The 17337-nt window shown below is 32.9% G+C and carries 12 protein-coding genes; 7 read left to right on the forward strand and 5 right to left on the reverse strand.

The window, feature by feature from the left end:
• Positions 1–209: 209 nt before the first annotated feature.
• Together ACQ654_RS12605 and ACQ654_RS12610 are read right to left on the reverse strand one after the other, a co-directional pair.
• On the reverse strand, positions 210–1094 hold the full coding sequence (locus ACQ654_RS12605; RefSeq protein WP_430410691.1) for a metal ABC transporter solute-binding protein, Zn/Mn family: 885 nt from the start codon (positions 1092–1094) through the stop codon (positions 210–212).
• A gap of 30 nt (positions 1095–1124) precedes the next feature.
• On the reverse strand, positions 1125–1778 hold the full coding sequence (locus ACQ654_RS12610; protein WP_430410692.1) for a metal-dependent transcriptional regulator: 654 nt from the start codon (positions 1776–1778) through the stop codon (positions 1125–1127).
• A gap of 104 nt (positions 1779–1882) precedes the next feature.
• Here ACQ654_RS12610 and ACQ654_RS12615 point away from each other — a divergent pair, with 104 nt between their 5' ends.
• Positions 1883–4156 (forward strand): TonB-dependent receptor, encoded by a 2274-nt coding sequence (locus ACQ654_RS12615; protein ID WP_430410693.1) that lies wholly within the window; start codon positions 1883–1885, stop codon positions 4154–4156.
• A 198-nt stretch (positions 4157–4354) separates the two neighbouring features.
• Here the strand turns inward: ACQ654_RS12615 and ACQ654_RS12620 are convergent, their stop codons facing one another.
• Both ACQ654_RS12620 and ACQ654_RS12625 read right to left on the reverse strand, forming a co-directional pair.
• Positions 4355–6274, reverse strand: a complete 1920-nt coding sequence (locus tag ACQ654_RS12620) for a TlpA family protein disulfide reductase (protein WP_430410694.1) — start codon at positions 6272–6274, stop codon at positions 4355–4357.
• Between the two features lie 137 nt (positions 6275–6411).
• The gene (locus ACQ654_RS12625) at positions 6412–7386 is read right to left on the reverse strand and encodes a polyprenyl synthetase family protein (RefSeq protein WP_430410695.1); all 975 of its coding nucleotides are present in this window, start codon (positions 7384–7386) and stop codon (positions 6412–6414) included.
• Between the two features lie 131 nt (positions 7387–7517).
• Between ACQ654_RS12625 and ACQ654_RS12630 the strand changes: the two genes are divergently transcribed.
• The 4 genes from ACQ654_RS12630 (at position 7518) to ACQ654_RS12645 (ending at position 14522) form a co-directional block, all read left to right on the forward strand.
• Positions 7518–8126, forward strand: coding sequence for a TetR/AcrR family transcriptional regulator (locus ACQ654_RS12630; protein WP_430410696.1), 609 nt, complete (start codon positions 7518–7520; stop codon positions 8124–8126).
• 1 nt (position 8127) lies between these two features.
• Complete coding sequence (locus ACQ654_RS12635; RefSeq protein ID WP_430410697.1) at positions 8128–9501, forward strand: TolC family protein; 1374 nt, start codon at positions 8128–8130, stop codon at positions 9499–9501.
• Between the two features lie 265 nt (positions 9502–9766).
• Positions 9767–10939 carry an efflux RND transporter periplasmic adaptor subunit gene (locus ACQ654_RS12640; protein WP_430410698.1) on the forward strand — a complete coding sequence of 391 codons (1173 nt, stop codon included), beginning with the start codon at positions 9767–9769 and terminating at the stop codon, positions 10937–10939.
• A 10-nt stretch (positions 10940–10949) separates the two neighbouring features.
• The gene (locus ACQ654_RS12645) at positions 10950–14522 is read left to right on the forward strand and encodes an efflux RND transporter permease subunit (RefSeq protein ID WP_430410699.1); all 3573 of its coding nucleotides are present in this window, start codon (positions 10950–10952) and stop codon (positions 14520–14522) included.
• Positions 14523–15079: 557 nt separating this feature from the next.
• Here the strand turns inward: ACQ654_RS12645 and ACQ654_RS12650 are convergent.
• Positions 15080–15436, reverse strand: a complete 357-nt coding sequence (locus ACQ654_RS12650; protein ID WP_430410700.1) for a toxin-antitoxin system YwqK family antitoxin — start codon at positions 15434–15436, stop codon at positions 15080–15082.
• A gap of 272 nt (positions 15437–15708) precedes the next feature.
• On the opposite strand from ACQ654_RS12650, the gene ACQ654_RS12655 reads away from it, so the two are divergent.
• On the forward strand, positions 15709–16386 hold the full coding sequence (locus tag ACQ654_RS12655; RefSeq protein ID WP_430410701.1) for a DUF6345 domain-containing protein: 678 nt from the start codon (positions 15709–15711) through the stop codon (positions 16384–16386).
• Positions 16387–16416: 30 nt separating this feature from the next.
• A complete protein-coding gene (locus ACQ654_RS12660) occupies positions 16417–17316 on the forward strand; it encodes a hypothetical protein (RefSeq protein WP_430410702.1) in 900 nt (299 codons plus the stop codon).
• The last annotated feature ends 21 nt before the right edge of the window (positions 17317–17337 follow it).

The following is a 17337-nucleotide window of genomic DNA, read 5'->3' on the forward strand; positions in this document are numbered from 1 at the left end:
GATGTTGGATCGCTTCGTTTTTAGGGTTTTTGTTTGTTCATTTCGACTTCGTGCAATGTATTGATTTGTTGATAAATTTTTAACTTAATCATCACTTTGAGTGATTTTTTTTTAAAATTTTGTATCGAGAAGCACTATGAAATTCGAAATACTTCTTGATACAACGAATCATAGATTCGCCGCTCGAAGTGACGTCTTGAAATTCTGAATTATTTCAGCGCATTTACAATGGTTTGTACATTGTATTTGTACATTCCAATATATGTTCCTTCTACTGTTCCTGCATCACCAAGCGCATCCGAATATAGTGTTCCACCAATAGCAACTTCATGATCTTTTGATTTTACCGCGGCTTGTAACGCTTCAATGGTACGTTTTGGCACCGAACTTTCTACAAATATTGCTTTGATATTTTTTTCAATGATAAAGTTTGCTAGTTTTTGCACATCTTGCACGCCAGCTTCCGTTGCTGTTGAGAGTCCTTGTAATCCAACCACTTCAAAGTTATGTAGTTTTCCAAAATAGTTAAATGCATCATGCGCTGTTACTAAAATGCGTTTTTCTACGGGCAATGTTTCAATTATAGCGTGTATTTCCTTTGCTAAAGCATCAAGTTTTGCAATGTATGCTTGTCCGTTAATTTCAAAGGAATCAGCATTTTCTGGATCTAATTTTTTCAATTCCGAAACCACAAATTGTGTGGCTTGCTTCCAATATCCAATATGAAACCATATGTGCGGATCGTAGCTAGAAGCAAAATATTCGGAACCTATTAAACCACTTTTATCAATTGCATCCGAAACTGCAATAGTTTTCTTTTGTTGCGTGCGCATTTTTTCGAAAATATCTTCCAGTTTTCCTTCTAAATGCAATCCGCTATAAATTATAACATCTGCATTGAAAAGTTTGCTTACATCACCTTCACTTGCTTTGTATAAATGCGGATCAACGCCACTTCCCATTAATCCTTTTACATTTACTTTATCGCCACCAATATTTTTGACCATATCCGTAATCATGGTTGTTGTGGTTACAATTTTAAGTTTTCCGTCACGCTCTTTCACTTCTGTTTTACAGCTTGTTATGGCAATCACGGCAAGAAATATATATGTGTTTTTTCATTTTTATTTTTTGATATAGATATTATTCGCGATTTGTTGCGAAATCATAAATTCTTCTTTTTTAATGCGAATTTTCATAGAGTTGTCAAATGGCTCTTTATCAATCACTTTTATTTTTTTACCTAACGCAATTCCTTGTTTGTCTAAATATTTTAGAAATGATGATGAAGAATCTTTTACACCTACAATAATTCCTTTTTCATCTTTAGCTAAAGTAACTAACAACACATCTGAATGGTCAGACATGTTTCCGTCTTTATCAGGAATAGGATCTCCATGCGGATCACGCTTTGGAAAACCTAGAAATTCATCCAATTGATTGATGAGCTTTTCAGATTTTATATGTTCTAATTGTTCGGCAACATCATGCACTTCATCCCACGTAAAATTTAGTTTTTCTACCAAAAACACTTCCCAAAGTCGATGTTTTCGAATAACACTTGCGGCAATTAACTTTCCTTCTGGTGTTAATTCGGAACCTTTGTAACGTTTGTAATGTACCAAGCCTTTTTCAGATAGTTTTTTAATCATATCTGTTACAGAAGAAGCTTTGGTGTTCATTTTTTCAGCAATTGCATTCGTACTAATGCCACCTTCACAGGTATCACTAATATGATAAATAGCTTTTAAATAGTTTTCTTCCGAAAGTGTCATCATAATCATTTAATTAACAGCACAAATATACAATTTTTACTTATATGTCTTTTATTTTTTTAGACAAGACTAAAAATTAATTATATATTTGCTGAAAATTATTTTTAATGAAATTAAAATTTTGTTTATTTTTTCTATTTATTTTCTCAGCAGTCTTCTCTCAAACTACTGAAATAAAAGGAATTATCTCTCACGGAAGTCGTCCTGAAGGATATGTAAACGTATATATAAAAAATGGTAATCAGGGAACAATTACCAATGATAAAGGATTGTATTCCTTAAAAATTGCACAAGGAAACTATGTTTTAGTTGTCCAAGCACTCGGTTTTAAAACGATTGAAAAGGATATTTCTGTTGGGAATTCTACATTGATATTAAATTTTAGTTTGAAAGAAGATTTGCTAGGATTAGATCAAGTAGTGGTTTCTGCAACAAAAACCGAACTCAACCGACGTGAAGCGCCTGTTTTAGTAACGGTTACCAATGCAGCATCGTTAAAAAATGTACAAGCGGCGACGTTATTTGAAGGTTTAAATTTTCAACCTGGATTGCGTACGGAAGTAAATTGTCAGAATTGTGGTTTTTCACAGATTCGTATCAATGGATTGGATGGCGCCTATTCGCAAATTTTAGTCAATAGTCGCCCAGTTTTTGGTTCATTGAATGGAATTTACGGTTTGGAACAAATTCCAACCAATATGATTAAGCAAATTGAAGTAACTCGTGGTGGCGGATCTGCTATTTTTGGTTCAAATGCAATTGCAGGAACTATTAATATTATTACCAAAGATCCTATTGAAAATCAGTTTCAAGTAGCTTCCAAAATTGGTTTGATTGATGGCGAAAGTACAGATGCTGTGACGACATTTAATACGACGTTTGTTTCAGAAGATTTGAATAAAGGGATTACTTTTTTTGGAATGCATCGCGATCGTGAAGGGTATGATAATAATGATGACGGTTTTACCGAAATGACCAAATTGCGTAATTTAAATTTCGGCTTCAAATCATTTTATAAGTTTGATTTTAGACGAAAATTAACGCTAGAGTTCAACAATTCACACGAATATAGACGCGGTGGAGATTTCATTGACAAATCGCCAATATTTGCCAATATTGCTGAAGAAATTACAAGTAATGTGATTGGTGGTGGACTTACATTTGATTATTTTTCAGAAGATTATTTGCAGAAGTTTTCAGTATATGGAAATCTTCAAAATACACGATCTGACAATTATTATGGAACCAATCAAGATTTAAATGGTTTTGGTGTGACGAAAGATTTTACCGTTCTTTCTGGTGTGCAACATACGGCACAATTTGAAAATTTCATCAAAGGAAGTATGGATTTGACTTCTGGTGTGGAACATCGATTTAATAGAATTACAGAACGCCGCGAAAATCCTTTGATAAATCCTATCACACAAAACACCAATACGCTTGGTATTTACACTCAATTAGATTGGAAAATTTTAGATAATTTAAAGTTATTAACTGGTGTTCGTGGAGAATTGTTCGCATCTAATTTAAATGAAAAATCGCTTTTTATTGTGAATCCAAGAGTTAGTGTTTTATACAACATTACCGAAACAATTAGCTTTAGAACTGGATATTCGCAAGGATTTAGAGCGCCACAGTTTTATTCGGAAGATGTACATTCGGAAATTATTACGGGAGAAGTTCGCCGTGTGCGTTTAGCAGCCGATTTAAAGGAAGAATTGTCGCATAGTTTTATTGGTTCGTTGGAATATTCGCATCAACATGAAGACCATCAATTGGTGCTAACGTTTGAAGGCTTTTACACTACAATTAACGATCCGTTTGTATATGAAGCGCGCGGTGAAGTTGACGGTTTGGAGATTAAAGAAAAAATAAATGGTGATAATGCAATTGTAAATGGTTTTAATTTAGAAGCGCGTTTTAGCCCAAATCAAAAGTTTTTATTTCAACTCGGAGGAACTTTTCAGAATAGTTATTTTGAGAAAGCGTATGAGCCAGAAGAAGGAATTGTAACGAATAAAATTACGCGTACACCAAATATCTATGGAAATATGATGATTAATTTTACACCGAATGAACGATGGAGTTTTAATTTGAATGGTGTGTATACAGGAAGAATGTTTGTGCCGCATGTTGCCGGATTTATTCCAGAAACAGTTTTAGAAGAAACGCCAAATTTGTTAGAAATTGGTTTTAATACAAGCAGAATTTTTAGCGTTTCAGACAAGTATCAATTTGAAATTAATGGTGGAGTTAAAAATATTTTTAATGCATACCAAGATGATTTTGATCAAACTGTAGATAGAGATCCAAATTACATTTATGGACCGTCACAACCAAGAACGGTGTTTATTGGATTGAAGTTTGGAACTGATCTTTAGTTTTCTTTGTTCTTTTGTTTATTTGTTTTTCGTCGTCACACTGAATTTGATTCCATATCACATCGGTCTCGCATAAGATCAGTTGCGTGCTTAAGCAATGAATTTAGCAAATACAAACCGAATAGAAAAACCGCGTAGATTTTAGTTAGCAGACTAGTAGCAAGCAATTAATTTTATACAGTGCTTTAAAACGTTTTTTTAAATAGGGTTTTTTTCAATCGTTTCTACTATTAGTTTTACTTCATCAAATATTATATCTGTGTCAACACTATTCTGTTTAGGTATATATCTTACAAAGCCATTTTGATCTATAAAAATTTTTGTTGGTAAGGATTGTAATTTATAGTCTTTAAATGCCGTGTATTCATTTTTGTTGTCCTTAGCTTTCATATCAAATAAGACATTAAATGTGTAACCTTTTTCTTTGATATAAGACGAGATGACTTCTTTTCTTTTTGCTTCATCACTCATTCTAAACTCCATAGTATTTATAAATAAAAATTGGACATTGTCTTCTTTTTTGTAAAAACTAAGAGCTTTCTGCATACCAGGAAAAGCAGCTTTACAAGGTCCACACCAAGTTGCCCAGAAATCTAGAATTACTATTTTTCCTTTATAATCGCTTAATGATACAGTTTCGCCTTCTAAGTTTTTAAACTTAAAATTGGGTGCTTTATAGTGCACTAGACCTTCATTAATTATTTGTGTTTTATGAGATACATATTTTTTATTTAAGTTGTCAAGTAAGGTTCGAGATTCCGACTCTGATTTTCCCGATTGTAATAGTGCATTTTCTAAATCTTTGATAGTTTTACTTGTAATGTGACCTGTTTCGTAAAAGTATGAAGCTTTCTCAATGACTTTTTCGTACTGTTTATTATTCATCATATAACCAATGAGCTTTTCATTAATCTCATCATTTTTACCTTCATCAATTAATAGTTGTTGAAGCGTTATCGCTTCATCAAAACTTCCTGCTCTAGCCTTGGTAGCTGCTAAACTTGAGATTATTTGATCTTTATAGTAATCGGCTATATTATTGGTTTCATTTATAGTTAAGTACTTAGCTTTATTTTTCAAAATTAAATCCCTATTTTGGATTAGACTGTATGCTTTTTCGATATAATTCATACCATCATCAGAAAGACTATCCTTCTTAAATTCAGTCTCAGCTAAACTATTGTATAATTTAGCTTCTTCTATAGGAGATCTCATTGCTTGAGCTAATTGTACTAACCGTTTTTTATCACCCTTTCTGTATGCAAGTGATACTTTATCATATAAAGCGTAATCTAAGCTTTCAAAGTCATTTTTAATAAAATTATTTATGGAATCTAAAATTAAATCCTCTTTTTTAGGATCAGTTTCGTTTTCAAATTTTTTCAAAAAATATTGTTTTCTAATTTCTCCACTCGGAAATAGCGTGTAAGCCTTCTGAGTCATTTCATTGGCTTTTTCTAACTCATTTTTGTCTTTAAGAACACTGATGTAGTAACGAAGTGATTGTTCATTTTTTAATGCCTCGCTTTCATATGATTTAATAAAATTTTCTTGAAGTTCATCTAAGTTTGCTACATCATTTGCCTTTTTTGCGGCCATCATTTGATGAAAATTAAATGCTAATGATGGAGATTTTATATGTTTTTTTTCTTCATTAATAGTTTCCAAAAATGCTTTCGGATTCTTTTCAAAACCCATATATGGTGATTTCAATAGATACATAGCTGTTAATGAACCAAATTGTTTTGAGACTTCATCTTCGATGTATACTGGTAGAAAGTGACCTTTGCCATCATTAAAATCTCTCTCTCCATCTTCTTTGAGACTAAAATAAACTGCTTCGGTTCCTTTGGGTACGATAAAAGAGGCTTGATTATCTTTAAAGTTCAAATCAACTTTTTTAGGTTCAAAATTTGTAATATACTCAATGGTTCCTTCTACTCGTTCTGCTAATCCTTCATATTTTAAATCGTAATTTATTTCAGGTTTTATTTTGCTCGTTGAAAGTCTAAAATTTCCTATTTGTGTAGTTGAATTAGCTTCTGAGCTTTCATTGGTATTGCGCTCCTTACAGCTAAATATGCTGATGAGTATTAAAGTTAAGATTATTTTCTTCATATTATTTTGGGCAAACACTTTTGTTAGAACGAGTTATTACATTAATTATTTTCCTTATCTACTTATTTTAGGACGGATCAAAATGTTTTACAACATAGTGAAAACTCACTACGAACCTCTCAATACTCAATTCTATTTTAGACAGTTCTGTTCATTAATTGTTCTCCAAATGCTTTTAATACTTGCTTTTGTTTAGGTTCAATATGCAATGTTTCAAGCACTTGAAATGCTTTTTCAGTGTACACTTCAATAGCTTCTTTAATAGCTTCAGGCGCTTTGCTTTCGTTAAAAATTTTCATCACAGCTTCCACTTTTTCTGTTGCATCTTCTGGCTGAATTGAAAATAAATGCTGTAAGCTTTGTTGATTTTCTTGTGTACTATTTGCCAGTGCTTTTAGGTATAAATATGTTTTTTTATTCTCAATAATATCGCCACCAACTTGCTTTCCAAAAGTTTCGGGATCGCCATACGCATCTAAATAATCATCTTGTAATTGAAATGCCAAACCTAAATTTCGACCAAAATCGTAAATAGCGTTCGCATCTTTTTCGCTTACTCCTGCTACAATAGCACCCATTTTCATAGCGGCACCAACCAAAACTGCCGTTTTATATTCGATCATTTTCAAATATTCAGGAATGGTAACATTGTTACGAGTTTCAAAATCAATATCGTATTGTTGTCCTTCACATACTTCCATAGCAGTTTTGCTAAATAGTTGTGCTAGTTTTCTAAAAATACCATCTTCATAGTTTTCAAAAAGTTGATATGCCAAAATTAACATGGCATCACCCGACAAAATTCCCGTATTAATGTCCCATTTTTCATGTACCGTTTCTTTTCCTCTTCGCAAAGGTGCGTCGTCCATAATATCATCATGTACCAACGAAAAGTTATGAAAAACCTCAACAGCTAATGCCGCATCTAATGCTTTTTCATGGGAAGTTCCAAAAATTTCGGTTGTCATTAACGTCAATATTGGTCGCAATCGTTTTCCACCTAATTGAAGAATATATACAATAGGTTCGTATAAATTTTTGGGTTCTGTTAATACTATCTTTTCTTCTAAATATGCTAGGAAAGTCTCTCGATAGTGAGCAATATGTGTCATGCAATAAAAATTTCAGCTAAAATACCATATTTACATAGTATGTAAAAGAAAAATCAATTGTTAAATAATTGTAAAAACTTAGGAAACTTTTTTGGTTTTTAAAGTTTCCTGTTTACATTTGCAGCCTACTTATGAAAGAGAAAATTAAAATAACAGCAACAGAATTATTCTTAAACTTAGGGTTTAAGAGTGTAACGATGGACGATATTGCCAATGAAATGGGGATTTCCAAAAAGACCATTTATACACATTATAATAACAAAACAACTTTAGTGAACGAAGTAACTAATTCGTTGTTTTGCTTAATTAGTGAAGGTATAGATATGATTTGTGCTACCGAAAAAAATTCTATTGAAGAGTTGTATGAAATCAAACGCTTCGTTATGGAACATTTGAAAGATGAAAAATCTTCACCACAATATCAATTACAGAAATATTATCCAAAAATCTATGTAACGTTAAAGAAAAAACAGTTTGACGTCATGCAAGATTGTGTCAAAGACAACTTAACACGCGGTGTTAATTCAGGTGTGTATAGAGATACTATTGATATTGAATTTATTGCACGAATATATTTTAACGGTATCATTGGTATTAAAGACAATGAATTATTTCCATTAAAAGAATTCTCTATGAATACGTTAATGGAATATTTTTTAGAATATCATATACGTGGAATTTGCACACCAAAAGGACTTGAAACATTACATAAATTTATAACAACCAATCAATCATTATAACATGCGAAACAGACTAATATATATGTTTAGTTTATGTTTTCTAAGCTTAGGATTTTCACAAGAAAATCAAGAAGTGCCCAAGAGCTTCTCTTTGGATGAAGCTATCACTTTTGCACTTGAAAACAATAGAAATGCTAAAAATGCAGTGAACAACATTGAAGCTGCAAAGAAGCAAAAATGGGAAACTACCGCAACAGGACTTCCACAAATTAATGCCAATATTGATTATATAAACAATATAAAACAACAGGTTTCATTGCTTCCAGCTTCAATTTTATCTGAACAAGATCGAATGGATTTAGGATTAAGTATAAATGACCAATTTCCTGCAATTTTTGGAACAGAGCAAACTGCAAATGCTAATATTACATTGAATCAATTAATTTTTGATGGTTCGTATTTAGTAGGATTACAATCTGCCAAAGTATTTTTAGAAATTTCAGAAAATGCAAAGGAGAAAACAGATTTACAAGTTCGTAAAGCAGTAATCAATGCATATGGAAATGTATTACTTTCAGAAGAAAGTGTTGCCATTTTAGAACGAAATAAAATTACACTTGAAAAAAACCTGAACGAAACGAAAAAAATCTATGAAAATGGATTGACAGAAGAAGAAAATGTAGAACAATTGGAAATTACACTCTCTAGCATAGAAAGTAATTTACGTAACATGAAGCGTTTGCGCGATTTATCATACAAAATGCTAAACATTACTTTGGGTATTGATTTAAACAATGAAACGACTTTAACAGATACACTTGAAGCATTGACATTGGAAAACATCATTCCTACAATTTTAACTGTAGACGATGATGTTACCAACATTGTAGATTACAGAATTGCCGCTAACGATACACGTTCAAAAGAATTGTTAATGAAATTAGAAAAAAGCAAAGCTTTACCATCACTTTCAGGGTTTGTAACGGCAGGTTACAACGGAAATGGAAACTCTTTTAATTTTTTCCAGAGAGAACAACAATGGTTTGGATCGGCTGCTTTTGGATTTAGTTTAAATATTCCAATTTTTAGTTCACTACAACGAAGTGCTTCTACACAACGCGCAAAAATTAATTTAGATATTGCACAAAATGATTTGTTAGAAATTGAGCAGCAATTAAAATTACAAATAGCATCTGCAAAAAGTGATTATCAATTATCGATAGAAGAGTATGAAACTGCAAAGAAAAATTTACGCCTTTCAGAACGTATTGAGAAAAAAAATCAAGTGAAATTTTTTGAAGGTGTCGGAACCAGTTTTCAATTACGCCAAGCACAAACACAATTATATAGTGCACAACAAGAATATTTACAATCTATGTTAGATGTAATTAACAAAAAGGCCGAATTAGAAACAATTTTAAATCAAACGAACTAGTCGTATCGTGTAATGGTTTATAAGTTTAAGAGTTTATGAAAAACACAATGAATCAACTTACAGCCAAAAAGTATAAAATTGTTAGTTAAAAAGTTTATTTAAAATACTTTATAAAACTAATCAACCTATAAACAAAAAATAACAGTGAAAGTATTCTCATTTGAAAAATTAGTAGAATGTTAAACACATTACGAAAATCACAATTAAACGAATAAACTTTTAAACTCATCAACTAACACACATCAACTATAAAATATCAATCATAATGAAAAAAATAAATATACTACTCATTCCTATTGTACTCATATTGGCTTCATGCGGTGGCGGAGCTGAGAAAGATGTAGATACATTAATTTCAGAAAAAAACATAGAGGCAATTGCTGAAAAAAGAGATGCATTGAAAGCTGAAAAAATGGAGCTTGACGCTAAAATTCAAAAGCTTTCGGATGCAATGGAAGCAATAAATCCTACGAAAAAGCTTCCGTTGGTTACTACAATTGTAGCAAAAGATACCATTTTTAATCACTTTTTAGAGTTACAAGGAAGTGTTGACACGAAGAAGAATATTGTCATAACACCTGAAATGTCTGGAATTTTAAAACAGGTTTTTGTAAAAGAAGGACAACGTGTTTCAAAAGGTCAAATTTTAGCAAGAGTTGATGATAACGGATTAAGTCAACAATTGGCACAATTGCAAATTCAAACTGACTTTGCAAAAACAACATACGAACGTCAAAAAAGATTATGGGATCAAAAAATTGGTTCTGAAATTGAGTTTTTACAAACAAAATCGGCATATGAAGGACAACAAAAAGCAGTTGATCAGTTAAAAATTCAAATTGCTAAAACAGCAATCCGTGCTCCTTTTTCTGGTGTTATTGATGATGTTATTACAGAACAAGGTTCTGTCGTTGGTGCCGGACAATCGCAAATTATGCGCATTGTAAACTTACGTGATATGTATATTGAAGCTGTCATCCCTGAAAAATATCTTACAAGCGTTGTAGAAGGTGTTGATGTAGAAGTGTATTTTCCAGTATTAGGAACAACCTCAAAAGAAAAAATTCGCCAAGCGGCAGATTTTATCAATCCAAACAATCGTACGTACAAAATTGAAATTGGTGTATCCAACAAAGATGGGAAAATCAAACCAAACTTAACTGCGAAACTAAAAATTAACGATTATACAAGCGAAAAAGCAATTCTAATTCCACAAAGTGTAATCTCAGAAAATGCTGAAGGTCAACAATATGTATTTGTTGCTAATGATATTAACGACAAAACTGCAAAAGCAAAACGTGTTATCATAGAAACAGGTAAAACACAAGGTGATTTCATTGAAATTACAAGCGGATTAAAAGATGGCGACGCAGTCATTAAAGAAGGTGCGCGAAGTGTAAAAGATGATCAAGAAATTAAGATCATAACAACCAACTAATCTCTACCAAATGGCTAACAAAAAAACAAATAAAGAGTTCATTTTATCCTCTTGGGCGATTGATAATAAAACAATTATCTACATCGTAATGAGCTTAATTCTCGTCTTGGGAATCTCAGCGTACTTCAGTATGCCGCGAGAAAATTTCCCAGAAGTGATTGAAACAAAAATTTACGTAAGTACCATATATCCTGGAAATACTGCGGAAGATATTGAAAAACTAATTGTGGATCCGTTAGAAGATCGACTCAAAAACGTAAGTGGCGTTGTAGAAGTTACCTCTACATCACAAGAAGATTACGGAATTATTATTGTTGAATTTGATGAAAAAATAAGCGTCGAATCAGCAAAACTCAAAGTAAAAGATGAAGTTGATGCGGAAAAAGGTGGCGAAGATTGGCCAACATTCAATGGCGCAAAAGTAGAGCCAACGGTATTCAATCTAAATCTTTCGGAAGAACAACCTATTTTAAACATCAACATTTCAGGAAACTACCCGGTAGATAAACTAAAAGAGTTTGCCGAAGTACTAGAAGATGATATCGAAGATTTAATCGAAATTAAACAAGTTGATATTCGTGGTGCGCAAGAAAAAGAAGTAGAAGTTGCTGTTGATGTATACAAAATGATGGCGGCACAAGTAAACTTTGATGATGTTAGAGGCGCTATTGCAAACGGAAATATGACAATTTCTGCAGGAAACATGATTTCCTCAGGACAACGACGTACGATTAGAATTATTGGTGAAATTGAAAATCCAAAACAACTTAATGATTTTGTAGTAAAATCAATTGATGGTCCTGTATATCTTAGAGATATTGCCGAAGTACGTTTTAAAGAAGAGGACAAAACTACATACGCACGTAAATTCTCAGAAGATAAAGATATCATTGCACGTGATGTAGTCATGCTAGATGTAAAAAAACGTGCAGGAGAAAACATGGTTGCCGCCGCAGAACAAATTAGTGACATCATTAAAGATTTCAAAGAAGATCACAAAGACTTAGATGTTTCTGTAACAAATGATCAATCTGAAAAAACAATCAATCAAGTAAATGACTTGGTAAACAACATTATTTTCGGAATCATTCTAGTGGTTTTTGTATTGATGTTCTTCTTAGGATTTAGAAATGCATTATTCGTGGGATTGGCAATTCCAATGTCAATGTTTATGTCGTTTGTCATTCTAGATTTATTTGGATACACCATGAATACCATGATTCTGTTCGCCTTAATTATGGGACTTGGAATGCTGGTAGATAATGGAATTGTAGTCGTTGAAAACGTATATCGTTTAATGGATGAAGAAGGCATGAGCCGAATTGAAGCTGCAAAAAAAGGTATTGGCGAAATTGCTTTTCCAATTATCATATCTACCTTAACAACAGTTGCCGCCTTTGTTCCGCTTGGAATGTGGCCTGGAACTATGGGACAATTCATGATTTATTTCCCAATTACGCTTTCTGTCGTATTAGGTTCTTCCCTATTTGTTGCCATATTTATCAACTCGTTAATGGTGTCTCAATTTATGGAAGTTGGCGAGCGCAAACTAAAAATACGTCAACTCATTATTATAAGTATCGTTCTTGGATTTCTTGGAATTTTATGCCTAATCATTGGTGGAGCGGCAAAAGGTTTAGGAACATTACTCATATTTATTGCCATCATGTTTTGGGTTTATAAATACATCTTAAAACCGATGGCGCGTTTCTTTCAAAACAGAATTTTAGCGGCGTTAGAACGTGCGTACGAACGTTTCTTACGATTTGCTCTTGGTGGTTGGAGACCGTATTTATTTACTATAGGAACATTTATATTACTGTTTTTAGCATTTGGATTTTTTGGGGCATCTATGGCGAGCAAACGTACCAAAGTAGAATTTTTTCCAGACAATAAACCAAATCAAATTATTGTTTACATTGAATATCCGCAAGGAACAGCTATTGAAAAAACGAACAATATTACCCAAGAAATTGAAGCGCGTGTATACGAAGTGTTAAATGGTGAAGAATACATGGATAATGGCAAAAACTTCTTGGTAGAATCTGCCGTTTCACAAGTTGGTGAAGGTGCTGGAAATCCGCAAACCGATGGTGGTTCGGCGGCAGAAATGCCACACAAAGCAAAAATCACAGCTTCCATGCGCGAATACAAATTCCGTAAAGGAGAAGATAGCGAAATATTACGCCAAAAAGTAACCGAAGCTTTAAAAGGAATTTATCCTGGAGTTGCTATTTCGGTAGAAAAAGATGCCGTTGGTCCGCCAACAGGTTATCCGATTAATATTGAATTGGAAGGTGAAGATTATACACAACTTATTGCAGAAGCAGAACGTATGCGTGATATTATCAATACTAAAAATATTGCAGGTATTGAAGAATTAAAAATTGACGTAAACAAAGGAAAACCAGCAATGCAAGTTGTTATAGACAGAGAAAAAGCTGGAGAATTAGGTGTTTCGGCTGGGCAAGTTGGGCAACAATTACGAAATTCGTTATTTGGTGTCAAAGCAGCAGTTTACAAAGAAGATGGAGAAGATTATGATATCTACGTTCGTTTCAATAAAGATAACAGATACAACATAAGCTCGTTGTTCAACCAAAAAATGATTTTCAGAAATCAAATGGGGCAGTTAAAAGAAATTCCTGTGTCTGCGGTTGTAAAACGAAACAATACGTCTGGTTTTAGTGCCATAAAACACAAACAGAAAAAACGTGTGGTAACAGTGTATTCAGGGATGTCTCCCGGGTTTACGGATGCTGGTGCCATTGTAGCGCAAATTCAGGCAGCAATGGCAGATTTTAAACCTGACGGAGTAGAAATTGATTATACAGGACAAATTGAAGAACAAAACAAGCAACAGGCATTCTTAGGAAGCGCATTCTTTGCTGGTTTAGGTTTAATTATGTTAATCTTAATTTTCCAATTTAGTTCCATCTCAAAACCAACAATCATTATGATTGCTATTTTCTTAAGTTTAATTGGTGTTTTTGGTGGAATATTAATTACAGGTGCGCCATTTGTAATTATGATGACAATGATGGGAATTATTTCCTTGGCGGGAATTGTGGTAAACAATGGTGTAGTTTTACTCGACTACAATCAATTACTCATTGATCGTAAAAAAGAAGAACTTGAAATTCCTGAAGACAAATATTTACCTATTGACGAAGTATTCAATACTGTTGTACGAAGTGGAAAAGCACGTTTGCGTCCAGTATTGCTAACCGCAATTACAACCGTATTAGGATTAATTCCGTTGGCAATTGGATTCAATATTGACTTCTTCTCACTATTCAGCGATTTTGATCCGAAAATATATATTGGTGGAGACAACGTAATTTTCTGGGGACCATTAGCATGGACAGTAATCTATGGATTAATTATTGCGACATTCCTTACGTTAATTATTGTTCCAATACTATTTTTCCTAATCACGAAATTCAAATTCTGGTTATTCAAAAGTAAACGACCTATCACAGATGAAGTTGTTGAAACTAAAAATAACGTTGAAGACAATAATGAAAACGGAGATGAAGACTTAGATATCAACGAAATTGATTTGCCAATAGAAACGGTATAAAATCATAAAGTAATACATGAAAACTCTGCTCAAAAGGCGGAGTTTTTTTATGTAGCAAAGTTTACGTCAAGCTTCCTATAGTTCGTTAAATTTGAGCATAAAAACAACTAGCAAATCAAAAAGTATTAGTTTTGGAAACTATATAGAACAGTACACTAAAATGAAAAGCAAACAGAAGTTCGCTAATTACTCATAGTTAATACTCACTCCTTGCTAATTACTATCGTTTATATCGTATTTGGGCGATAACAAGATCGACTAGCTGCTATACGAACGAACGTCTGACGATGCGCCGCCTAAAATTTTATTTTCTTTTAAAATTAACAATGGATTTTTTGTTGATGTTTAATGATTTAATATTTACAGAATTAAAGAACGAAAATAATTACGAAATAAACAATAAGGAAAATTCCCCTTTAACATTTAGCCTGTGAGTTATTTCATTAAATGCAAAACCACTTCTTAGATTTACGTTAAGGAAAAAGATATACAAATAGAAAACAAAAAAATCCCCAAATCTCATTGAGACTTGGGGATTTTGTATGATCGTAATTTTTTTATTTATTGCTCACAACCGGATTTGTATTTTTCCAGTTATTAACGCCAACAATTCTACTATTAGAATAATCTACTTCGCTTAAACTATTTGCACTCCAGAAAAACCATTTTCCAACTTTCTTTCCATTTTCGTAATTTCCAACGGCAACTTTCTTTCCGTTTGTATCATACGACTTCCATTCTCCTTGTAACTTTCCTTCTTTGTTGAAAAATCCTGTTTGTGCAACAGCTCCATTATTATGAAAATAAGTAGCTTCAATTACATCTCCTTTTTTCTCTAATGTTGGCTTGTTGTTTTGTGCGAATGCAACTGTTCCTGAAAGGAAGAACACTGCTATTATAAGTAACTTTTTCATATCTATATATTTTTAAATGACTTGGGCTTATTAATAATTACGTTACAAACTTAACTATTTTTTTACTTTTAAACAACATTTACGTAACATTAAATTAACATTGAAGCTTTAACAAGCTAATTTTCAACAACTTAAATATTAACACATATATCCTTCTTACATAAAAAAGGGTGAAAACACCTAGTAGTATTTAGGATATACATGGCTGAAATCGTTGACAGAACAATCTAGTTTTGGGAAAAACTAGATTAAAAAAATTAAAACTACTATTTATGGGAGCAATTGGAATTGAATGGGTAAATCAATACAACGGAAATGCATCTGACCTTAGTAACAATGACGATAATGCAAGAGGTTTTTACAACACATTAGCTGGTGTAAAACAATTTGATTACGGAGATAACTTAGCTTGGGATCGAGATTTTGAAGAATCAGGAAAAGGTTCTCCATCGTCAGGAACCGATACAACTTATGCCGACAATGTAGATATTGCCTTCTTTTCTGGTCATGGATCAAGAAGTTACTTATTGTTTGGAAGAAACGATTTAGACGATGGGAAAGCTCGAAATACTGAAATGGAACTTGGTGACAAAGACTTGGAATGGATCGTTTTTGATGGCTGTAACGCCTTAGATTCTAACGATGTTTTTAATCGTTGGGGTTGGGGAGTTTTTAAAGGATTGCATTTTATATTAGGTTTTGCTACTATTTGTTATGACCGCAGTGATCGTGGAGAAAAGTTTGCAAAACGTTTAAATGACTCTTGGACGGTTCGCGAATCATGGATAAAAGCCTGTGTAGAAACTGAGCCTGTAGCAACAGAATGGGCATATTTGCGCGCAAACGAAGGAAGTATCAACACATTTAGCGATCATTGGCATGGAAAGGGTTCTGTAAGTGCCGATCCTGATAATCCTACGCAATTAGCGTATGCAAAAGGAAGTTGTTAACATTCAAAATCATCAAAAAAATAATATAAAATGAAAGATTCATTATTCAAATTCAATACAAAATTACCAAAACACGTTGGACAGGTACCAATGTATAAAACATTTCACTTTGATACTGCCTCGGCTAAAAACAAAGAATATGCAAATTATATTGCAAAACGCACAGAATTTTTACGTTCAAACTTCAAAACTGAAGGAGAATTAAGAGATTTAGGAGATCAATTACTGATTAGAAACGATAAAGAAGCCTTAGAGATATACACTGGAAGTGACTCATTTTGGTGGACAGATCGTGAAAACGCGTATAGTGAAAACAGAGAACTTTCTAAAAATTTACCTTCTGAACAAGAAGCCATTCGCAGTGCAAAAAAACTTTTAGAGCAACTTAAAATTGATGAAAGTACGATGAAAGTACATTCAGTTTCAAACTCATTTGCCGCAACAAGCGAATCACCAAAAGATACAGCTACTAAAGAATTTCCAACAAGTGTAAATGTAAACTTTACACACGAATTGGAAGGTTTTCCAATATTCGGATCGGGTGCAAAAACACAAATATCATTTGTAAACAATGACCAATTGGTTCAATTTGTGCACTTTAACAGAATTCCAAAACAGGAAGGAAAAGCGGAAGTAATTTTACCCGAAGAAGCAGTGCAACAAGTGTTTGACAACTTTAGATTTGCAGTCATTAAAGAACAAGGGAAGAGCTCAGGCGAAATTACAGATGTAAGTCTCGGATACTACGCGGCGAGTCCTTCAGACTTACAACGATTCTTAATTCCAGTATACAAAGTACAAGGAAACGTATCTACTCCAGAGTTGGAAAATTATGATTTCAACCTATATGTAATCGCAGCTAAAGAAAGTCAGGAAATGGCAAAACGCAAAGGGCAAACAAATCAAGCATTAGAAACTGTCTTTAATTAATACAACTTTAACCATACTAAA

It is taken from the genome of Kordia sp. (genome assembly GCF_965283645.1).
GTDB lineage: Bacteria > Bacteroidota > Bacteroidia > Flavobacteriales > Flavobacteriaceae > Kordia.